At 63.4% G+C, this 21601-nt stretch carries 18 protein-coding genes; 5 read left to right on the top strand and 13 right to left on the bottom strand.

From position 1 onward, the window contains the following. Positions 1 to 75 precede the first annotated feature (75 nt). The gene (locus tag YUU_RS0130535) at positions 76 to 1803 is read left to right on the top strand and encodes a methanol/ethanol family PQQ-dependent dehydrogenase (RefSeq protein ID WP_027525774.1); all 1728 of its coding nucleotides are present in this window, start codon (positions 76 to 78) and stop codon (positions 1801 to 1803) included. Between the two features lie 101 nt (positions 1804 to 1904). On the opposite strand, the gene YUU_RS0130530 is transcribed toward YUU_RS0130535, so the two are convergent. The 6 genes from YUU_RS0130530 to xoxF5 all read right to left on the bottom strand — a co-directional run bounded on the left by YUU_RS0130530 (position 1905) and on the right by xoxF5 (position 9507). Further along, a complete protein-coding gene (locus YUU_RS0130530) occupies positions 1905 to 4220 on the bottom strand; it encodes a molybdopterin cofactor-binding domain-containing protein (protein ID WP_027525773.1) in 2316 nt (771 codons plus the stop codon). Positions 4221 to 4222: 2 nt separating this feature from the next. Beyond that, a complete protein-coding gene (locus tag YUU_RS0130525; RefSeq protein ID WP_027525772.1) occupies positions 4223 to 4675 on the bottom strand; it encodes a (2Fe-2S)-binding protein in 453 nt (150 codons plus the stop codon). A 656-nt stretch (positions 4676 to 5331) separates the two neighbouring features. Beyond that, the gene (gene gfa, locus YUU_RS0130520; protein ID WP_027525771.1) at positions 5332 to 5895 is read right to left on the bottom strand and encodes an S-(hydroxymethyl)glutathione synthase; all 564 of its coding nucleotides are present in this window, start codon (positions 5893 to 5895) and stop codon (positions 5332 to 5334) included. A 33-nt stretch (positions 5896 to 5928) separates the two neighbouring features. After that, entirely contained in the window at positions 5929 to 7038 is a 1110-nt protein-coding gene (locus tag YUU_RS0130515; protein ID WP_027525770.1) for an S-(hydroxymethyl)glutathione dehydrogenase/class III alcohol dehydrogenase, read from the bottom strand. 64 nt (positions 7039 to 7102) lie between these two features. Continuing rightward, positions 7103 to 7591, bottom strand: coding sequence for a c-type cytochrome, methanol metabolism-related (locus tag YUU_RS0130510; protein WP_027525769.1), 489 nt, complete (start codon positions 7589 to 7591; stop codon positions 7103 to 7105). Positions 7592 to 7704: 113 nt separating this feature from the next. Further along, positions 7705 to 9507, bottom strand: coding sequence for a lanthanide-dependent methanol dehydrogenase XoxF5 (gene xoxF5 / locus YUU_RS0130505; RefSeq protein ID WP_027525768.1), 1803 nt, complete (start codon positions 9505 to 9507; stop codon positions 7705 to 7707). 500 nt (positions 9508 to 10007) lie between these two features. On the opposite strand from xoxF5, the gene YUU_RS0130500 reads away from it, so the two are divergent. After that, positions 10008 to 10976, top strand: coding sequence for a helix-turn-helix domain-containing protein (locus tag YUU_RS0130500; RefSeq protein ID WP_027525767.1), 969 nt, complete (start codon positions 10008 to 10010; stop codon positions 10974 to 10976). 8 nt (positions 10977 to 10984) lie between these two features. On the opposite strand, the gene YUU_RS0130495 is transcribed toward YUU_RS0130500, so the two are convergent. The 4 genes from YUU_RS0130495 to YUU_RS0130480 form a co-directional block, all read right to left on the bottom strand. Beyond that, a complete protein-coding gene (locus tag YUU_RS0130495) occupies positions 10985 to 12022 on the bottom strand; it encodes an FUSC family protein (protein ID WP_027525766.1) in 1038 nt (345 codons plus the stop codon). 248 nt (positions 12023 to 12270) lie between these two features. Continuing rightward, positions 12271 to 13197 carry a transporter substrate-binding domain-containing protein gene (locus YUU_RS0130490; RefSeq protein WP_027525765.1) on the bottom strand — a complete coding sequence of 309 codons (927 nt, stop codon included), beginning with the start codon at positions 13195 to 13197 and terminating at the stop codon, positions 12271 to 12273. Continuing rightward, a complete protein-coding gene (locus YUU_RS0130485; RefSeq protein WP_027525764.1) occupies positions 13194 to 13550 on the bottom strand; it encodes a cytochrome c in 357 nt (118 codons plus the stop codon). The genes YUU_RS0130490 and YUU_RS0130485 overlap by 4 nt, the downstream gene beginning before the upstream one ends. Positions 13551 to 13563: 13 nt before the next feature. Further along, a complete protein-coding gene (locus YUU_RS0130480; RefSeq protein WP_027525763.1) occupies positions 13564 to 15228 on the bottom strand; it encodes a methanol/ethanol family PQQ-dependent dehydrogenase in 1665 nt (554 codons plus the stop codon). 318 nt (positions 15229 to 15546) lie between these two features. On the opposite strand from YUU_RS0130480, the gene YUU_RS0130475 reads away from it, so the two are divergent. Continuing rightward, on the top strand, positions 15547 to 15939 hold the full coding sequence (locus tag YUU_RS0130475; RefSeq protein ID WP_027525762.1) for an EF-hand domain-containing protein: 393 nt from the start codon (positions 15547 to 15549) through the stop codon (positions 15937 to 15939). Positions 15940 to 15967: 28 nt separating this feature from the next. Here YUU_RS0130475 and YUU_RS52260 read toward each other — a convergent pair whose 3' ends face one another. Continuing rightward, positions 15968 to 16252: a hypothetical protein gene (locus YUU_RS52260; protein WP_156944587.1), complete on the bottom strand. Its 285-nt coding sequence runs from the start codon at positions 16250 to 16252 to the stop codon at positions 15968 to 15970. A 146-nt stretch (positions 16253 to 16398) separates the two neighbouring features. Between YUU_RS52260 and YUU_RS0130465 the strand changes: the two genes are divergently transcribed. Together YUU_RS0130465 and pqqA are read left to right on the top strand one after the other, a co-directional pair. Then, entirely contained in the window at positions 16399 to 16722 is a 324-nt protein-coding gene (locus tag YUU_RS0130465) for a hypothetical protein (protein WP_027525761.1), read from the top strand. A gap of 257 nt (positions 16723 to 16979) precedes the next feature. Continuing rightward, positions 16980 to 17060: a pyrroloquinoline quinone precursor peptide PqqA gene (gene pqqA / locus YUU_RS52255; protein ID WP_035663753.1), complete on the top strand. Its 81-nt coding sequence runs from the start codon at positions 16980 to 16982 to the stop codon at positions 17058 to 17060. Positions 17061 to 17199: 139 nt separating this feature from the next. Here the strand turns inward: pqqA and YUU_RS52250 are convergent, their stop codons facing one another. Together YUU_RS52250 and YUU_RS0130450 are read right to left on the bottom strand one after the other, a co-directional pair. Continuing rightward, on the bottom strand, positions 17200 to 20355 hold the full coding sequence (locus YUU_RS52250) for an efflux RND transporter permease subunit (protein WP_051389962.1): 3156 nt from the start codon (positions 20353 to 20355) through the stop codon (positions 17200 to 17202). Then, positions 20348 to 21370, bottom strand: coding sequence for an efflux RND transporter periplasmic adaptor subunit (locus YUU_RS0130450; RefSeq protein WP_245288140.1), 1023 nt, complete (start codon positions 21368 to 21370; stop codon positions 20348 to 20350). The genes YUU_RS52250 and YUU_RS0130450 overlap by 8 nt, the downstream gene beginning before the upstream one ends. Positions 21371 to 21601: the final 231 nt, after the last annotated feature.

The raw sequence follows: 21601 nt of genomic DNA, 5'->3' as shown, positions 1-21601 counted from the left end.
CCCGCAGGCGTGCGGGCGAGGAGACAAACAAACTTCAAGAATTCAAGCAGCAAGAATTCAAAAGGGGAAACGTCCATGACCAGAAAACAATGGTTGTTGTCCGGCTTCGTCGCCTTCACCTGCATCGTCTCGACCTCCGCGGGCGCCGGTCCGATCGAGAGTTACACGCCAGTCACCTCGCAGCGTCTGGAAAATCCGGAACCCGGCAACTGGATGCTGTATCGCCGCACTTATGATGGGCAGGGCTTTAGCCCGCTCGACCAGATCAACGCCGGCAACGTCAAGGATCTCACACCGGTCTGGACCTTCGCCACCGGCGTGATCGAAGGCCATGAGGCGCCACCGATTGTCAACAACGGCGTGATGTTCGTGGCGACGCCGATGGGGCAGGTGATCGCGCTGAACGCCAAGACCGGCGACGAATACTGGCGCTACAAGCGGCAATTGCCGGACGACCTGTTCCAGCTCCATCCGACCAGCCGCGGCGTTGGTCTGTGGGAGGACAAGCTCTATCTCGCCACCACCGACGACCACGTTGTCGCGCTCGATGCCAAGACCGGCAAGGTGGTCTGGGATACGAAGGTGCAGGACTACAAGAAGGGCCAGTACATGACCCTGATGCCGCTCGTCGTCGACGGCAAGGTCATCGTCGGCGGCTCCGGCGGCGAGCTCGGCGTGCGCGGCTACGTCGCCGCCTTCGATGCCAAGGACGGCAAGGAGTTGTGGCGCACCTTCACCATTCCAGGCGAGGGCGAGCCCGGTCACGACACCTGGCAGGGCGACGACTGGAAGACCGGCGGCGGCTCGGCTTGGATGACCGGCACCTACGACAAGGACTTGAAGACGATCTACTGGGGCGTCGGCAACGCTGCACCATGGCCCGGCGACAGTCATCCCGGCGACAATCTCTACACCTCGTCGGTGATCGCGCTCGATCCTGCCAACGGCAAGATCAAGACCTATCACCAGTATCACCAGAATGACTCCTGGGACTGGGACGAGGTCGACGCGCCGATGCTGGTCGATCTGCAACGCGACGGCCGCTCGATCAAGAGCCTGATCCATCCGGGACGTGATGCGATCTTCTGGGTGCTCGAGCGCACGCCGACCAAGATCAACTATGTCGCGGGCTGGCCGTTCGTCTCCACCGACGTCTGGAAAGGCATCGATGCCGAGAGCGGCCGGCCGATCGTCGATCCCGCGCATAAGCCCGTGATTGGCAAACGCGTCGAGTTCTGCCCGTCGTTGTGGGGCGGCAAGGACTGGCCTTCGGCGGCCTACAGCCAGAAGACCGGCCTCGTCTACGTTCCCGCCAACGAAAACTTCTGCGGCGGCTTCACTGGCGAGAAGGTGGCGCTCAAGCCCGGCGAGCTCTGGCTCGGCACCAAGCCGGAAGACATCGGCCTGAAGGCGAAGCCCGGTGCTGATCATTTCGGCGAGCTCCAGGCCTGGGATCCCGCGACCGGCAAGAAGGTGTGGCAGCACGACTTCCCGAAGTCGCAGCTGTTTGGCTCGGTGACGGCGACCGCAGGCGATCTCGTCTTCGCCGGCGGTACCAACGACCGCTATTTCCGCGCCTTCAACGCCAAGACCGGCGAGCAGCTATGGCAGCAGAAGACCAACTCCGGCATCATGGGCATGCCGATCTCCTACGAGGTCGATGGCACGCAATATGTCGCGATTCAGTCCGGCTGGGGCGTCGATGCGCAACGCATCCAGGATGCGCTCGCGACCAACAACATCGGCATCGAAGCCAACGTGCCGCAGGGCGGTGTGATCTGGGTCTTCGCGCTGAAGAAGTAGCTCGCTGAAGAAGTTCCTGGAGGCGGATCGAAGGAAGCGGCGCGGCCAGGGGGGAGTAGCAATGCGGCGGACGGTAACGTCCGCCGCATTTCTGCTTGTGCTCAGGCTTCCAACTGCTTGCCGATCGGAAGTGAGCGGATGCGCTTGCCGGTCGCGGCGAAGATCGCGTTGATCAGCGCCGGCGCGAATGGCGGCACGCCGGGCTCGCCGACGCCGCTCGGGGGCGTGTCGGGCCCCGGCGGCACGATATGGACGTTGGTCAGCAGCGGAGATTCGTCCATCCGGATCACCGGGAAATCGTCATAGTTCTTCTGCTGGACCTTGCCGTCCTTGAAGGTGATCTCGCCATATTTGGCGAGGCTCAGGCCCATGATCGCAGCGCCCTCGATCTGGGACTGGATGCGCTCGGGATTGACGAAGGTGCCGCAGTCGATGGCGGTGTCGACCCGCGGGATCGTCAGCTTGCCCTTATCGTCGACGGCCACTTCCACGATCGTCGCGATGTAGCTGACGAAGCTGCGATGCGCGGCGATGCCGAGCCCATGGCCCTTCGGCACCTGGCGGCCCCATTCGCCCTTGTCGGCCACCAGCTCGACCACCTTGCGCAGGCGCGCGGTGTCGATCGGGTAGCTGTCATAGGGCTCGCCATAGTTCCAGAGGTCCTTCACCGAAGTGAGCTTGACGATGCGGGGCGAACCGATCAGCTCGAGCAGCATGTCCTTCTGATCGCGGCCGATGGCCTGCGCGATCTCGCCGACCATCGACTGCACCGCGAAGGCGCGCGGGATGTTGGAGACCGAGCGGAACCAGCCGATCCTGGTACGGGCGGCCGCTTCCGGATTCTCGCAGGAGACGTTGGCGATCTCGAAGGGCATGTCGACGAGGCCCATGCCGAGCTCGAACGAGGCCTGATGCACGGTTCCCGCCGCAAACGTCGAGGCGATGCTGGGAGCGACGCTGCGGTGGCGCCAGGCGATCACCTTGCCGCTCTTGTCGAGACCCGCCTCGATGCGCTCGACCGAGACGGTGTGCAGGAAGCCGTTGTGGAGGTCGTCCTCCCGCGTCCACTGCACCTTCACGGGCGCGCCGAGCTCCTTGGAGAGCAGGGCGGCTTCGAGCGCATAGTCGCATTTCGACTTGCGGCCAAAGCCGCCACCGAGCAGCGTCACGTTCACGGTGACGTTCTGCTCGGGGATGCCGAGCGTCTTGGCGACGTCCTCGCGGGTGCCACCCGGACTCTGCACCGGCGCCCAGATCTCAGCCTTGTCGCCCTTGACGTCGGCAACCGCCACCGGCGGCTCCATGCTGACATGGGCGAGGTGAGGGACGTAGTACTCGCCGACGATCACCTTGTCGGCGCTCTTGAGCGCGGCATCCGCATCGCCCTCCTTGCGCACGACGAGACCGGGCTTGCGTGCAGCTTCCTCGAGCTCCTTGCGGTAGGCGACCGACTCGTACTTGCCGTTCGGCCCGTCGTCCCAGACGATCTTCAGCGCATCGCGTCCCTTGATCGCCGCGCCCGTGTTGCGGGCGATCACGGCCACGCCGCCGAGCGGCTGGAATTTCGAGGGCCACGGCCAGCCGCGCACCTCCATCACCTTCTCGACGCCCGAGACCTTCATTGCGTCGGCCGGGTCGAACGAGACCAGCTTGCCACCGGTCACCGGCGGGCGCGCGATGACGGCGTATTTCATACCGGGCAGCCGCACGTCGGCGCCGTAGCCTGCCTTCCCCGTGGTGATGTCGTGGAGGTCGACGATGCCGATCTGGCCCTTGGTGAGATAACGGAAATCCTTGGGGTCCTTCAGCTTGAGGCTGTCGACGCTGGGCAAGGATTCCTTGGCCGCGTCGGCGGCGAGCTCGCCGAAGCCGAGCTTGCGTCCGCTGGCGCCGTGAACGACCTCGTGATTGACCGCCTTCACCTCCGTCGCCGGCACGCCCCAGCGCTTGGCTGCGGCCTGCTCCAGCATGATGCGCGCCGAGGCGCCGATCTGGCGCATCGGGATCAGATAGTGCCGCGTGCTGCGGGAGCCGTCGGTGTCCTGGTTGCCGTACATGACCTCGTCGCCATGCGCCTGCTGGACCTTGACCCTCGACCAGTTGGCTTCCATCTCCTCGGCGACGATCAGCGGCAGGCTGGTGCGCACGCCGGTACCCATCTCGGAGCGGTGCGCGACGATGGTGACGATGCCGTCGGGAGCGACCGCGACGAACACGCGCGGATCGACCACGACGCCGTGCGGCATCTTCCCGGCGCCGGTCTCATAGGCGAAGGCCTGGCGCGACATCACGGGCGCGGCGAGCACGAAGCCGCCGGTGACGCCCAGTCCCTTCAGGATGCTGCGGCGGGAAACCTTCTCGATTCTGACGTGCTTCTCGAAGCCGCGAAGCTTCTTTGGGTTGTCGATGAAATTCATGATCACACCCCCGTCGATGCGAGATGGACGGCGTTCTCGATGCGCTGGTAGCAGCCGCAGCGGCAGATGTTGCCCGCCATCGCCTGGCGGATCTGGTCATGCGACGGCTTTGCATTGTCCATCAGCAGCGCCGCGGCCTGCATGATCTGGCCAGCCTGGCAGAAGCCGCATTGGGGAACGTTGACCTGGCGCCACGCTTTCTGCACGGGATGATCGCCGTTCGGATGCAGGCCCTCGATGGTCGTGACCTCGCGGCCCGCGACGTCATTGACCGAAGTGATGCAGGCGCGCACCGCTTCCTTGTCGACGATGACGGTGCAGGCCCCACACAGCGCCTGGCCGCAGCCGAATTTGGTGCCGGTCAGCCCGACCTCGTCGCGGAGAAACCAGAGCAGCGGAAGATCCGGGTCGCCATCCCAGCTTTGTTCCTGGCCGTTGATTTTTATCTTGATCATGATCGTTTCTCGCTCTTCTTAAGCCAATGATCCGATGCGCGTGATTGGTGTGGCGGCGCCCGCATCCCCTGCTTCCGCAAGCCCAGGCAACTCCCGGGGCGGAGGGGATGACGACGGGCGATGTCTGGAATGTGCTCGATACCTCCCGGTTGATTCTTGTTTGATGATTTCCGCGCGGCATCGTGACGAGCGTGATGCTAGCAGAAACCGGACACCGCGGGCATCACAGCCGCTTGTGTTCGCGACCAGATTGCATCCCTGATTTGTCAAAAGCTGGGCGCGACCCGTCGCTCGCCCGTTGCGCGGTGCGGCAGAGCATCATTGCGACCGACATAAAAAAGCTTCGTCCGGCGGGACTGCGCGGACGAAGCAGGAGACCTCAGTCGAGGGAGGGAGAACGCAGTGACGCGAGCTTTGCGAGCTGGCGACTCTGCGGAGTGAGTACAACTCTCGATGCTGAGGGAACCGGCCGCCTCACAAGCGAATGAGGCGGCAATGCTGGCCATCCGGTTTGCGCCCAATCCTGGAGGACCCGACCGGCTCGCTGGGTTCAGACCAGCGAGCCGAGAGGAAGCGGCAAGGTTGAACGCGTTGCCTCAGGCTGCCACTAAGCAGCCTCGTACCTACGCGGCCTTTTACTTAAGCAGCCTTGGTACTTAAGCAGCCCTGGCCTTCGCGACATGGGTCGCGATCGCGTCCATCAGCGCCGGCGACAGGCAGTCATAGGGCTCGAGCCCGATTTCCTTCAGCCGCGAACGGATGCCGGCCATCTGCTCCGGCTTCACGCCCGATTCGATCACCGAGGAGACGAAGGCGGCAAATTGCGGCGCCTGCGAGCCCTGCTCCTGGAACAGCTCGGGATGAATGAAGTCGAGGCCGTAGAACGGGTGGCCCTTGTTCTCGATGCGGCCGTACATGTGCGTGCCGCAGGCCTTGCAGGCGCAGCGCTGGATCACCGCCGACGGATCGACGATCTGCAGCTTGTCGCCGTTCTCGAGCACGGTGACGTTCTGGCGCGGCACCACGGCGACGACGGAGAACGTCGCGCCCTGCGGCTTCCAGCACTTGGTGCAGCCGCAGGCGTGGTTGTGCGCCACGTCGCCCTTGATGCCGACCTTGACCGGGTGATCCTTGCATTTGCAGACCAGCGTGCCGCCGGCAAAGCTGCCACTGCCCTGTTTGAGGCCATTGTCGATCGAGGGATGGAGAGCAACAGTCATGGGACGATCCTCCTTTTGGGTGATGGTTCTGTTTTAGTAGACGACGACCGAACGGATCGACTTGCCCTCGTGCATCAGGTCGAAGCCCTTGTTGATGTCTTCGAGCTTCAGCACGTGGGTGATCATTGGATCGATCTGGATCTTTCCGTTCATGTACCAGTCGACGATCTTGGGCACGTCGGTGCGGCCGCGTGCGCCGCCGAACGCGGTACCTCTCCAGTTGCGCCCGGTGACGAGCTGGAACGGGCGGGTGGCGATCTCCTTGCCGGCCTCCGCGACGCCGATGATGATCGATGTTCCCCAGCCACGATGACAGCATTCCAGGGCCTGGCGCATCACCGTGGTGTTGCCGGTACAGTCGAAGGTGTAGTCGGCGCCGCCATCGGTCAGCGTCACCAGATGCTGGACGATGTCGCCGGTCACTTTCTTCGGGTTGACGAAGTCTGTCATGCCGAACTTGCGGCCCCAATCCTCCTTGGAGTCGTTGATGTCGACGCCGATGATCTTGTCGGCGCCGGCCATCTTGGCGCCCTGGATCACGTTGAGACCGATGCCGCCGAGGCCGAACACCACGACGTTGGAGCCCGGCGTGACCTTGGCGGTGTTGACGACGGCGCCGACGCCGGTCGTGACGCCGCAGCCGATGTAGCAGCTCTTGTCGAAGGGGGCATCCTCGCGAATCTTGGCGACTGCGATTTCCGGCAGCACCGTGAAGTTCGAGAAGGTCGAGCAGCCCATGTAGTGATAGATCGGCTTGCCCTTGTAGGAGAAGCGGCTGGTGCCGTCGGGCATCACGCCCTTGCCCTGCGTCGCGCGGATCGCGGTGCAGAGGTTGGTCTTCCCGCTCAGGCAGCTTTTGCACTGCCGGCATTCGGGCGTGTAGAGCGGGATGACGTGATCGCCAGGCTTCACCGAGCTGACGCCTGCGCCGATCTCGCGGATGATGCCGGCGCCCTCGTGGCCGAGGATCGAGGGGAAGATTCCTTCGCTATCGAAACCGTCGAGCGTGTAGGCGTCGGTGTGGCAAATTCCGGTCGCCTTGATCTCGACCAGAACTTCGCCGGTCTTCGGTCCTTCCAGATCGACCTCGACGATCTCAAGCGGTTTTTTCGCTTCGAAAGCGACCGCGGCACGTGTCTTCATCGTAAGCTCCTCAAATTCTCTCCTGGAGACGCCGAGAAGTCGTCTCAGCCGAGCTCCAAACCGTTCATTTCCTGCCCATGCAGGAATCTTCGGCCTTGGTGTAGGCCTCAGTCTTGTCCTCGTGCTTGCCCGGCCGCGCGCGGCCCCAGGCTTCGTTGGAACGGGCGCGCAGATAGACGTAGAGATCGTCCATGTAGCAAGCGACGTTCGGATTGTCGCCGAAGGCCGGCATCACGTTCTCCTGCGCGGTCGAGACATTCTTCCGGCCTGAGGCGACGACGCCGAGGAAGTCGGCGTAGCTCATGGTCTTCAGGGAGTCCTTCAACGCCGGAGCGTAGGTCGATCCCATTCCATCCGGGCCGTGACAGACGTGGCAGTCCGAGTGATAGCGGCGGTATCCGGAATAGGTGTACCAGTCCACGGATCCCTCAGTGATCTTGTAGGTCGGGTTTCCTTCCTTATCGAGCCACTCACCATTCTCGTTTTGCTTGACCGCGGCCGGGTCGCCCGAGCCGTCCGCGAGTGCAATTCCTCCGGACGCGACGATGATCATCGCAGCTATGACAGAGCAGATTCTACGCAAGAGATTTTTTCCTCGACAGCGCGCGGTGGAGACGAGCCGGCGCGTGGAGTTGATCCACGCGCCGGGACGATACGAGGTTGAGCCTAGTTCGGCAGCGAGAACACGGTCAGCGTGCCGCCGAGCGCCGTGTAGTTCGACAGTGCCGCGTAGCCGCCGACTGCGCCGAGACCGGCGGTCGGATCGGTCAGGCCTGCCGCCAGACCGATGCCGGCCCAGCCACCCACGCCGGAGAGCACTGCGACGTACTGCTTGCCGCCGTTCTCATAGGTCGTGACGTTGCCGATGATGCCGGAAGGAGTCTTGAACTTGTAGAGCTCCTTGCCGGTCTTGGCGTCGACCGCCTTCAGGTAGCCTTCGAGCGTGCCGTAGAACACCACGCCGCCGCCGGTTGCGAGCGCACCCGACCAGACCGAGAACTGCTCCTTGTTGGACCACACGATCTTGCCGGTCTTGCCGTCCCAGGCGATGAAGTTGCCCATGTTGGTCTCGCCCTGCGGCGGATACATCGAGAGCGTCGCACCCACATAGGGCTGGCCCGCGGTGTAGCTGACCTTGAACGGTTCGTAGTCCATGCAGACGTGGTTGGTCGGAACGTAGAACAGCTGCGTGTCCGGCGAGTAGGCTGCCGGCTGCTCGTCCTTGGTGCCGAGCGCGGCCGGGCAGATGCCCTTGGTGTTGTGGTCCTCTCCGCCCTTCTCCGTGGAGGCAGCATCGAGAACCTTCGGACGGCCATAGGTCGGCGAGTTCTTGTCCATATCGACGCCGGAGGTCCAGTTCACCTTCGGATCGTACTTCTCGGCGACCAGCAGCTCGCCCGTTTCACGGTCCAGGGTGTAGCCGAGACCGTTGCGGTCGAAGTGGGTGAGCAGCTTGCGCGCCTGGCCGTTGATCTGCTGATCCGAGAGGATCATCTCGTTGACGCCGTCATAGTCCCACTCGTCGTGGGGCGTCATCTGGTAGACCCACTTGGCCACGCCAGTGTCGGGATTGCGGGCCCAGATCGTCATCGACCACTTGTTGTCGCCCGGACGCTGCTTCGGGTTCCAGGTCGAGGGGTTGCCGGAGCCGTAGTAGATGAGGTTCAGAGCAGGATCATAGGAGATCCATCCCCAGGTGGCGCCGCCGCCGATCTTCCACTGATCGCCTTGCCAGGTCTTGAGGCTGGAGTCCTTGCCGACCGGCTTGCCCAGAGCCGTGGTCTTGTCGTCGACCAGGATCTGGTCATCCGGCCCTTCCGAGTACCCACGCCAGACCTGCTTGCCGGTCTTGATGTCGTAGGCCGTCATGTGGGCCTGCACGCCGAACTCACCACCGGAAATGCCGACCAGCACCTTGTCCTTGATGACCATCGGCGCCGAGGTTCCGGTCTCGCCCTTGGTGGGATCGCCGTTCTTTGCAGTCCAGGCAACTTGGCCGGTCTTGGAATCGAGCGCGACGAGCGTGGTGTCGGCTTGATGAAGGAAGATCTTGCCGTCGCCGTAGGCCAAGCCGCGGTTAACCGTGTCGCAGCACATCACAGGGATGACGTTCGGATCCTGCTTCGGCTCGTACTTCCAGATGATCTTGTTCTCGTTGGAAAGGTCAAGGGCGTAGACCTTGTTCGGGAACGGCGTGTGGACGTACATCACGTTTCCGATGATGAGCGGTCCGCCTTCGTGGCCGCGCAGCACGCCGGTCGAGAAGGTCCATGCGACCTGCAGCTTGCCGACGTTCTGTGCGTTGATCTGATTGAGTTTGGAATAGCGGGAGTTGGCGTAGTCACCCGTAGGCATCACCCAGTCTTTGGGGTTTTGCGACATCTTGATCAGCTCGTCATTGGCTGAAGCGCTGCCGGCGGCCAGAGCCGCGGCAGAGCCAAGAAACGTCGCCAGTAGCACCTTGCGCATAGTCATTCCTCCTAGGTCTCGTTTATTGTTTCCGAAGCATTGCGTACCGCTGGGCACTGAGGTCCAGCGTCTGCTCGTGCAGGGCGGTCACGATTGGGACCAGAAACGATGCTGTGCTGTTTCCTCCTCCTGGTAATGAGCCACGAGTCCGCTTGCAGTACGGCCCGTTTCTTGTTGTTCCTGGCACAATCCGTAACCGGTTCGTAAACGGGAAACTTGCCCAAGAGAGAAGGGCATTTGCTTGACAGCGCAAAGGGGCCAACTTTTTGATTTTGCAGTAGCGAATTCAGCATCTTCTGCGCTGCCCGGCCGCGGGGACTCGACTCAGGTTCCCCTTGACGGCGCTGCAACTAAGGCGGAGGATTGAACACAAGGATGGCAGACGGAGCACTGGCGCTTGCTCCAAAGACCGCCCTAATTTGAGGTAAACGTCGCTTCATCGTGACAGGGGGCCTCTGGCGGCACCCATCACGATTTGAATCAAATCAGTGGCTGGGATCATGTCCGACACAATACACACACTCAGCACGACCGGACTTACGCCGAAGAGGCAGATCCAGAGCTGGGTCGACGGACTGACAAGTCTCTGCGGGCATTTCGACGTCGATCCGCTTGAAGCGACCGCGCTCGAAGGGCGCATCGACTACACCACGGTATCTCGGCTGAAACTCTGCCAGATCGAGGTGAGCCAGCATCGCATCGCGCACACGCATGCCCGCGCAAAGGCCAATGAACACCCCTACATCAAGATCCATTTCCAGACCTACGGCGTCTCGTATTTCGAGCAGGAAGGCCGCCACATCGAGCTGATGCCCGGCGACATCATCGCCTATGACGTGTCCTGTCCGCACTCGATCATCAGCCCCGCTTTCACGCGGCATGACGTGGTGATCGTGCCGAAGGCTCTGCTGCGCGATCGCGGCTTCCCGTCCCAGCGGATGCCGGCATGCAAGCTGTCGGCGCGCACCGGCACGGGGCGAATCGCCCACGACTTCGTCCACGCCACCTTCGACGAGGCCGCAAAGCTCTCGGCGAACAGCGCGGTCGGCGTCGCCGATTCGCTGATCGACCTCCTGTTGCTGCCGCTGCGCGAGGCCGACACGATGTTCGATCGGGTCGGGCCCGAGGCGATGTATGTGCGTGCCCAATTTTTCATCCGCGAGCACCTGCGTGACCCGGATCTGTGCATCGACCAGATTTCCGCCGAGCTCGGCTGCTCCAAGCGCTATCTGCACATGCTGTTCAGCGAGCGCGGCACGACGGTGAGCGACTACATCTGGCAGGCGCGCCTTCAGAACTGCCGCCAGGAGCTCGAGGCCCACGCCGGCAAGACCATCACCGACGTCGCCTTCTCCTGGGGCTTCTCGAGTTCGTCACATTTCAGCCGCGTGTTCCGGAAGTACTTTGGCGTCGTGCCGTCGTCGATCCACAAGGCGCAGCAGAGTGCCGTGGCTTCCGAAGAGCATTAGGCGCGGCCTCACGACGAAGCCTGCGACGGCCCGCCGCCCTTCTGCCTGACGCGCCGCCAGACAATCTCGGTCAGACCGACCGCAATGAGCCCGAACGTGCCGCCCGTGATCACGTTGACCACGCGCTCCTCGGCAATTCCGCTTGCCCCGCCCGCGAACGACGCTGCAAGGGCGATGAAGAAGCAGCGCAAGCCGAAGCCCACGACATAGCGGGAGAATGCGATCAGCGTGAGCGTCGCGCCGAGAACAGCGAGCGCATAGCCGGCGCGACTCTCGGGCAGCGCGACGCCTGCGAGCAGGCCGAGCGGGACGCCGACGAATGCCCCGATGGCGCGCTGTTTCAGCTTCCCGGTGGACGCCGCGAGATCGCCGACGACGACGCTTGCGGCCGACCACATCACCCATTGTCCCTGGGCCAGATGTAACGCCTCGACCAGGGCCGCCGCCGCAAAGACGGCCATCGCCGTTGCCGCCGCCGGTAGAAACCATTCGGCCGCGGCAGGTCCGTAAGAGGGTGGGGCGTGGTCGGGATGGCGCCGCAGGTCATGGATCTGGACGCCGCAGACGAGGGCGAGGGCAATCGGGGACGACGCCACGATCACGGCGGCATGACGCAGGGCCTCGGACGCGCTCACCCCCTCGCGCACCTCGCAGGCGAGATAGACCGCCGGGATGAAGACCCAGTTGCCCAGCGTCCGCAAGGCGTTTCCATGGCGCGTCACGGCCACGGCAAGGAAGCCGGCCAGCGCCGTCAGCGCCACGAACAGCGGCTTGACGGGGGCGGCGAGGAAAAGGGTGATGAAGGTGACGACGATGGCGAGGTAGTGCAGCGCGACTGCCCGCGGAGCGAGGTGCAGTTTCAGCGCGGGGATGAGCAGGGAAACCGCGACCAGTCCCAAATTCAGCAGCGCCGCCTCACGGAAGAGGAAATAGGCCGCCACGAGCGGGCCGACGAGAATTAGCGCTCTGACGAGCTCGCTGGTCTTGATCTCCCGGAAGAGGACATCGCGCAGGCTTGCAGCGGGCGGGCTGGTCGGCGAACTCACGATTGCACCGGATCGTCGAGGGGACCCCAATGCTTAGCACGGAAATGGCCGCGGTGCCTTTGGCGCGGGGCAGTGCGGGGCGCATGCTGAGCGCCGTGCTGCACTCTTGCTGTCATCGGCCGGCTTGACCGGGCGATCCGGTATTCCAGAGGCGGTGAATGATATGGAGAAGCCGCGGCATACTGGAGCCCCGGTCAAGCCGGGGCATGACAGCGGAGAACGAGGCGCCGCCGTCGCAATGATATGCCTCACCGCTGGATGATCTGCTTCCAGACATCGCCGAGGATTGCAGGCTCGCGCGGCGGCAGGTAGGTGAGCCCGGCCTGCTTGCCGAACTCGGCTATCTTGCCTTCTGCCATGAGGTCGGTGAGCGCCTTGTTCACGGCGGCGAGCAGGGCGGGATCGCTGGCAAGCCCGACATAACCGCGATTGGCGCCGATCGGATAATAATAGCCGGACGCCGTGATCGTCGTGTCGGGGTGGGCGGCGCGGTGAGCGTCGAAGCGGGCGAGATCGAGCAGTGTCGCATCATAGTCGCCGCGGTCGAGCGCGCCCAGGAGATCGTCGCGGCCGGGGACGAGATGCGTGATGCCGTCGATCAGCCGCCCCTTGTGGAAGGTCATCAAGATGGCGTCGCCCAGCGATCCGCTTTCAATCACCAGGCGGAGACCTGCGAGATCGCCGATGTCGCTGATCTTGCGATCGCGCGCCTTCGGACCGAGCACGACCGTCATGGGCGAATAGATGTAAGGCTGGCTCGGCGCGAGCACGCCGAGCGCGACGCGGCGCCTGCGGTCGTCGCGGCTGGCGCCGTCGAAATCCGGAAGCCTTGCGGTCTTCATGCCGGGCACGACGAGGGAATCGCGGGTCAGCGCGTAGCTGCCAACCAATGCACAGCGCCCGTCCGACAGCAGCGCGTTGGCCTCGAGTTGCGGGCTCGAATCCTCATCCAGTTTGCTTTCGAACCACTGGATCTGGAGCGGACGGTCGAGCCGCTGCGCGATCGCCTGCGCCAGCGTCACGTCGAAGCCGGCGCCCGGCTTGCCGCGGTGTTGCACGGACAACGGCGGCCGGTCCTCGTCGAGGCATATTCGCAAGGGATCAGCCGCATAAGCGACTGTCGCGAGAGCCGCAAACATCGCGGCAAGACCAAACGCCCCAAGGCGACAGCTCATGGCCGTCTCCGGCTCGAAATGTAGGCCCAGAGGTCGGTGATCTCGTCCTCGCTGAGGATGTCGCCCCATGGCGGCATCTTGTTGTTCTTGCCGTTCTTCACCGTCGTGACGAACCGCATCTTGTCGTCGGGGAAGGCGCGAAGGTCCGGCGTGATGGTGCCGGAGTTCATCATGCCGGGACCGTGGCAATGCGAGCATTTTTCGGCATAGGTCGCCTTGCCGTGGTCGAGCTGCGCCTGAACGGGATCGCCATTCGGTTCATCCGCGGCGCGGGCGGTTGCCAGAGACGCAACCGCCAGCCCCGCGACGACGGCGAATGTCGCCGCCGTCCTGATCAAAGTGTCTTTCAGCACATCGAACCCGTGGTTATTGCTTGATCGCGAAAACCCACAGGGAGCCGCCGGGCGGCACCTTGGCGAGCCGCTCGTCGCCGGAGAACAGCGAGTAGACGCCGCCATAGCCGCTTGCCACCGCGACATACTGCACGCCGTCCTGCTGCCAGGTCACCGGCTGTCCCTCGATGCCGGAGCCGGTCTGGAACTGCCAGAGCTTCTTGCCGGTGTCGGCGTCGAAGGCTTCGAACTCACCGGTCAGCGCGCCCGAGAACACGACGCCGCCCGCGGTCGACAAGACGCCCGAGAAGCGCGGGATGTCGCTCGCCGCTTCCCACTTCGACTTGCCGGTCAGGGGATCGATCGCCTTGAGGTGGCCGCGCGGTCCGTCGCCGAATTCCCAAGGATCGGTGAGGTCCATGCCGAGATACCATTCACCCTGCTTGAAGGTGACGGGCTCGGCCTTGTACTTGCCTCCGAAGTTGAGCGTGTTGGCATAGGCAAGGCCGGTCTGCGGATTGAACGACATCGGCTCCCAGTTCTTGCCGCCGAGGATCGACGGATAGACCGTGACCTTCTTGCCCTCGCGCGCGTCCTTGGCAACATCGGTCTCGATCGGCCTGCCGGTCTTCATGTCGACGCCGGTGGCCCAGTTGACCTTCACGTATGGATTGGCCGCGAGCAGCTTGCCGTTGGTGCGGTCAAGCACGTAGAAGAAGCCGTTGCGGTTGGCGTCCATCAACACCTTGGTCGGCTTGCCCTCGACGTTCATGTCTGCGAGCACCATTTCGGCGACCGAGTCATAGTCGAATGGATTGTTCGGCGAGAACTGGTAGTGCCACTTGATCTTGCCGGTCTTGGGATCCATCGCCAGCACCGAGCAGGTGTATAGGTTGTCGCCCGGACGCACCGCCGAGTTGAACGGGCCCGGATTGCCGATGCCCCAATAGACTGTGTTCAGCTCCGGATCGTAGGAGCCGGTAATCCACGTCGAGCCGCCACCGAGCTTCCAGGTGTCGCCCTTCCAGGTGTCGCCGCCCGGCTCATCCGGCGAGGGGATCGAATGGGTACGCCAGAGGCGCTTGCCCGTTGCGGGATCCCAGCCGTCGATGAAGCCGCGGGTGCCGAACTCGGCGCCGGAGATGCCGGTGATGACGACGCCGTCGGCGACCAGCGGGGCCACCGTCATCGAATAGCCTTCCTTGATGTCGGCGGCCTTCTCGCGCCACAGCTCCTTGCCGGTCTTGGCGTCGAGCGCGATCACATTGGCGTCGAGCGTGGTGCGGAAAACCTTGCCGTCGTACAGCGCGGCGCCGCGGTTGATGATGCCGCAGCAGACGATACGCGGTGTTTCGGCGGGGTACTCGACCTTTGTCTTCCAGATCTGCTTGCCGGTCTTGGCGTCGACCGCCATGGTGGCGTTGTGCGAGGTCACGTAGATCACGCCCTGGTACACCAGCGGCTGCGATTCCTCGCTGCGATCGTCATTGAAGCTGTAGTTCCAGACTGGGACGAGGTTCTTGATGGTGTCCTTGTTGATCTGATTCAGCGTCGAGAAACGCTGAAGATTGTAGCCCATCCCGTAGTTGAGAACATTCGATGTGTCTGACGCGCCCTTGTTGAGTTGTTCTGTGGTCTGGGCATTGACACCCGTCGACGCAAGCATGACGAGGCTCGCGGCCATCGCAAAGCGTTTCATCCGTTCCTCCCAATGTGCGCGCCTTTTGACGCTGCGATTGCAACACTCCGATGGAACGTAAAATGCGTCAATACGAAAGTCGCAAACGCGCTGCCGAATTGTTGGACGCCAGACGGCAGTCACCCCTGGTAAACCGCCCGACATTTCGCACTGCATACAAGGTGCACGGCGAAAATTCCGCGGTACGAAGATTGCCTCCTGTGTCGTTGCCAGCTTTGCGTGTGCGCGAGGAGCCGCGTAGAATTCGAACCATGGTCCCGGCAGGCAACCTGTTTCGATTCCATGGGCGCGCCGGGAGCCCGAGCCGGGAGGTTTTCGATGATATCGCGTCGCTCCATTGCATTCGCAGTTGCATGCACATTGCTCGGCGGTCCGGCCTGGTCGGCATCCCCGAACGCCATCAAGATGTTCGACACGGACAATGACGGCACGCTCGATCTTGCCGAGGTGAAGAAGGCCGCGACCGCGGTGTTCGCCAAGCTCGATCCGGATCATGACGGAACGCTCGATGCGCGCGAGCTGCGCGGACGGTTGACCGCAAAGGAACTCGCAGTGGCCGATCCGGATCACGATGGAACGCTGACGCTCGACGAATATCTCGCCGTTGTGGAGCAGCGCTTCAACGCGGCCAATCCCGACAAGGATGGAACGCTCGACGCCAAGGAACTGAGGTCGCCCGCAGGACGCGCCCTGCTGCGGCTGCTCAGATGAGTGCCTGGTTGCCGCTTCAGGCTTGCGTCTAATTCGTCTGTGCGTTCGGGCAGGTGATCGGACGCAGGCTCACGCCGCGCTTGTCGGGCGGCACGTTGCAATCATCGATCCGCTGTTCATCCGTCCATTTCGGGCCGAGTCGTTCCTTGCCGGTAAGATTTGTCTTGCCGGTGAGACTTGCCTTGCCGGTGAGGGTTGCCGTCGCGCCCGATCGCGGCGCGGCTCGTTCATCGCGACGCTCGCCGGCAATTGCCGGAAATGCGAGACCCGCAACGAGCAGTGAAATCGTGAATCGTCTGCAGAACATGGCCATGAATCTCTCCGAGATCCCGTGCATTGGTTGCGACTACAGCGCAATCAATTCTCTCCCGCCACCCGGAACCTGGGACGCGCCGACCTGTTTCTCCCGCGACATCCCGCATCGCTCCGGGGCAGTGCTGCGGGAGGAGAGGAGATCAGATGAACACCAAACGCCTCATTTTGACCGCATGCTCGATCCTGGTCTTGAGCGTCGGCAATGCAATGGCAGCTCCCTGCAACACCGGCAACGCGACCACCGACAAGGACGCGGGCTCGGGTCCTGTGACCGTCGGCTCGGCGCAGTCGCACGGCTCTGCGAATGATGTGAGTCGGCATCCGCCGACCAGCACGATGAATCGCGCCAGTGGTGAGACGGCTGCGTCGTCGAAAGATGCGCAGCGGCAGATGCAGAGCCAGCCGACCGCGGCACAACGCGCGGAAGGCGCAAAGGCCAATCCGCAAACAGCCGACAAGGGTTGTTAAGGATGTGCCGACATCAGCCGACATCGCTGTCGGGAATATCTCCCGGAGCATCGGACTCGGGAAAGTCTCCCGATGCATCGCACAAGGCTGCGTGCGCGTTTGCCCAAAAGTGAAGGCGTTTTGCCCGAGAGAGAACTAGGTTTGCAAAGAATCGAACAAGAAATGTTCGGCGCGTGATTACAGGCTTGCGTGATCGGCGATGCAGCCCTAGGTTTTGGCTCGCGCGATGTCGCGCTCAATACCTTGGGAGACCCCGAATGGCTTGGAAAGCTCCGAAGATCGTGGAAGTGTCGGTCGGCATGGAAATCAACATGTACGCCTGCGCTTCGCGCAAGTAAGACGATCCAGACGACCTGCCGCGGCTTCAACGGTGAGACCGTTGGAGCCGCGGTGGTGTTTGTGGCGTTGGCTACGCCGACGCGTTCGACGCGCCCAATCCCGGATCTGACTTCGTGCAGTCGCCACGCAAGCTATCCACTAGACCGCGGCGCTTCCGGTTTTTAGTTCAGGCCTCACCTTGAAACGCGCATAGCGAAGCGCAAGCGTCGGCAGCAGCAGCAGATTGAGAGCCATCGACGTCACGAGGCCTCCAACGATGACGATCGCCATCGGGCCCTCGATCTCTCGTCCTGGTTCGCCCGCGCCAAGCGCCAGCGGCAACAGGCCCAGACCCGTCACCAGGGACGTCATCAGGATCGGAACAAGACGGTCCGCCGCACCCTCGATCGCAGTGTCGGGCCCCCACACACGGCCGTCGATCAGAACGAGGTGCTCGTAGTGCGAGATCATCAGGATGGAGTTGCGTAGCGTGATCCCGAACAGGGTCACGAAGCCGACCATCGAACCGAGCGAGAGCAGGCCGCCGGTCAGGGCCAGTGCAAACACGCCTCCGACGAATGCGAAAGGCATGTTGATCAGCACCAGCAGCAGGTTTCGCCAATGACCGGTGACCATCGCAAGCAGAAGGATGATGCCGGTCCCGGCGAGGAGCGAGTTGACGATGAGATCGCGCCGCGAGCGCGCCTGCGCCTCGGCCGCTCCCGCAAATTCGATATGTGCACCGGGTGGCAGAGTGACCTCGCGCGCCATCTTGCGCTTGACTGCGACGACGAAGGATTCGAGATCGCGTCCACTGACATTTGCCGTGACGGTCTGAACGCGCTGGGCGTTCTGATGCAGGATCTGATAGCGGCCGGAGGTTTCGTAGACGTCGGCGATTTGCTTCAGCAGAATGTAGGCTCCGCTCGGCGTGCGCAGCGGCATGTCCCCGAGCTGAGTGATACGAGCGCGGGCGGGCGCGTCCAGGACCACGATGACATTGAACACCGCATTGCCTTCATAGCCCTGTCCGACGACGTCGCCCTGATAGGCGGTGCGGATCAATTCAAGCACGTCGACCGCATCGAGCCCCCAGCGCTGCAGATCGGCCGGGCGGAGCGTCACATTGACCTGCGGCATCCCCGGCGGGGATCGCTGTTGCACGTCGATCGCGCCGCGGACTTCGTCGAGCTCCCGCGCGACATCGCGTGCGGCGCCCTCGAGTGAGTCGAGGTCGGGTCCGTAGATGTTGATGGCGACTGCCGCGCTGAATCCCGAAACGGTTTCCTCCACCCGCTCCGTCAGGTAGGTCTTGCTCGAGAAGGAAATGCCGGGGAAGTCGGCCAAAGCGGCCCTGATGCGCGTCTCTGCCTCGGATTGCTCGTGGCCGGACAGTCCGGCTTGCAGGTCGACCTCGAACTCGCTGGAATGCGTTCCCACCGTATCGATGCCGGCTTCGGCACGGCCCGTGTGCTGCGCCACGCTGCGTATGCCGGGAATTTGCTTGAGCGTATCCGTGATCAGCTTGCCGATGCGCAGCGATTCGTCGAGCGATGTGCCAGGAAGCGCGGAGACGTGCAGGATGAGATGGCCCTCGCGTAAGTCCGGCAGGAACGTCCCGCCGAAGAACGGCACCATGGCCGCGGCGGTGATCGTCAGAACCACGGCCGCCGTCATCACGAGCTTCGGGAAACGGCCGATGCGACGCAGCAATGCCTGGTAATAGCGGCGGGACCATCGCACGGCGGGTGGTTCATGCAGGCGCTGGCGGTCGGCCCTCCCGGTCAGCAGCAGCATCGAGAGCGCCGGCGTTACGGTAAGAGCGACCGCGAGCGAGGCAAGCACTGCAAAGATGTAGGCAATGCCGAGGGGGCCGAAGAGGCGGCCGGCGATACCCGACAGGGCGAGGATCGGAAAGAACACCAGCAGCACCGCAAACGTTGCGTAGGCAACGGCGGTGCGCACCTCGAGGAAGGCGTCGAGCACCACGCGGGCCTCGGCTCTGGGTTCCCTTGCCCTGCGATTCTCGCGCAATCGGCGAACCACATTCTCGACGCCGATCACGGCATCATCGACGACTTCGCCGATGGCGATCGCAAGGCCGCCCAATGTCATTGTGTTGAGGGTTTCGCCCATCCATTGCAGGGCGAGCACCGCCACGATCAATGACAGGGGAATAGCGGTGCAGCTGATGACCGACGTGCGCCAATCGAACAGAAACAGGAACAGCACGATGATCACGAGTGCCCCGCCTATGAGCAAGGCGTAGAGCACGTTCTCCGTCGCCGTGTCGATGAAGTTGGCGGGACGAAACAGATCGGCGTGGAGCTGAATCCCATCGGCTTCGAGCGCCGGGCGGAGTTCCTGCAGCGCGGCTTCCGCCCGCGTGGTGACTTCCCTGGTATTCGCGCCGTATTGCTGATTCACCATCAGCATGATGCCGGGCGCGCCGTTGATCAGGGCGGCCCCGATCGGTGGTTCGGGGGCGGTCACGACGGTCGCGACGTCGCCGAGCACCACGCTGGCGCCACCCTCGTGCAGAAGCACCGTGCGGGCAAGCTGGTCGGGCGTCAAAGACTGCCCCTGGGTTTGCAGCGTGATGCGCTGATTGGCCGTATCGACGAAGCCGGCGCCCCGCACTCCTGTGGCCTTGCGCGCAGCAGCCAGGACGTCATTCATGCCGATCCGGAAGCGGATCAGATCGTCAGGCCGAACCTGCACCTGCAACGACCTGACATCCTTGCCGTACGTGGACACTTGCGCCACGCCCGGGACGGCCAAAAGGCGCCTGGCTACGGTCCAGTCCGCAACCGTGCGCAAGTCCATCAGGGAGCGCTCGTCGGAGGTCAGGCCGATGACCAGAACCGTACCGGCCAGCGGCGTCAAAGGCGTCATCGACGGTGACTGCACGCCTTGTGGCAGCCGCGAGGCCACGGCTGCGAGGCGCTCGGTCACCAACTGGCGCCCACGGTAGATGTCTCTGCCCGCCTGGAAGATGACGGTGACCACGGAGAGGCCCTGGATCGATGACGAGCGCAGGCTCTCGACACCGGCGAGGCCGTTGATCGAGGTTTCGATCGGCTGTGTCACGAGAATCTCGACCTGCTCCGGGCTGAGGCCAGGCGCTTCGGTCTGGATAGTCACCTGTGGCGGCGCGAATTCGGGGAAAACGCCGTATTTGGCTTCGCCAAGTGCGAACAGTCCGTAGCCGAGCAGCGCGCATGAAAGCGCCAGTACGACGCCGCGGAAGCGAATGGCGAAAGCTACGAGAGCGACTTGTGGCCCTGACCTGCCTGAGCCAATGCCGTCAGTCATTGTCGGTGTCGCCCCGGAGCTCGCTCTTTGCCTCCTCGGACAGCAAGACCTGCGCCCCTCGCATCACGATTTCCGAACCCGACGGAATGTCCCGGACGACGTAGTCATCATCCGATACGGGCTGATCGGTGTTGATCGGATGACGTCTGAAGCCATCGGCGTTGACGCGCAGGTAAACCCACGATCGACCCTGCCACCGCACGATTGCGGTATCCTCGACGAACACGCCCTCGTATGTGTTGCCTGACGGCACGTAAACCGTGGTGTTCATGCCGGGCAGCAGTCCGCTGTCGCCAGGTGCCGAGAAGAAATAGCTCAATCCCTGAATGCGCGGGTCGGTACGCGTCGCCGGGGAGACATACTGCAGATCGATATTCGCGTTCCGCGTCGGCGCCTGCGCGAGAGCCGTCCCTGGGGTCCCGATGACGGTTACGCCCGGCGGCAGCGTCACCTGGACGAGAAATTGATCGCGTTCGATCAGCCGGACCACGGCGGGGGAGCGCTCGACGATGCCGCGGCCGATCACCGGCCCCCATTCCTGCTGCGCCGTTGCGGCGAGAGTCCTGAGCTGTGACTCCGCAGCCGCGAGCGCGGCCTTGTCCGTCCGCAACGTTCCCTCTGCGGTTTCGGCTTCCTTCTTTGGAAGCGCCGCGGAGTCGACGAGATTTTTGGTCCGGTCGAATGCGCTCTTTGCAACCTCGAATCGGGCCTGGGCCGTCTGGAGCTGAGCCTGCGCATTGGCGTAACTGTTGGTCAGCTCGGTGATGCGGGAGATATCCAGCACTGCGCCGTATGCGCGAAATTGCTCGGGGTGCGGCGCTGCTTCCACAACTGCCGTTTCAAGTCCAATCTGCTTCTGCTGGCTGGGAGTGAGTTTGACGACGGCCTGCTCGGTGTTTGCAGTGCGGGATGGCTCGGCGCGGCTCGCATTCGGGCTGTCCGATTGCGACGGCTGCGAAACAGCTTGAGGGGTTTGACCGGCGAAGGTCGTGATGCCGGCAACCAGCGCCAGCAAACGCACAGCGACTGCAACGCCGCGCCATCGGGTTTCTGCGAGAGCCATTAGCCTGTTAGCAGTTTGTTGGGAACCAGCTTATTGGCGAAATCAACTGGCGGCAAGGCGCGGGTTTCGTCCCGCGGCGCCGTGGAGGGCCCAGCGGCTATCAGCGCGAGGGCTTTGACCCGCCGGTTCCTGCGCCATTTCACGCCGGTTTGAAACTTCCCGCCGCGTGCAGCGTAGCCCTTT

This window comes from Bradyrhizobium sp. Ec3.3 (genome assembly GCF_000472925.1).
In the GTDB taxonomy this organism is placed as follows: Bacteria; Pseudomonadota; Alphaproteobacteria; order Rhizobiales; family Xanthobacteraceae; genus Bradyrhizobium.
The sequence above is the reverse complement of the archived record's forward strand: the minus strand, read 5'-3'. Positions and strand labels throughout refer to the sequence as shown.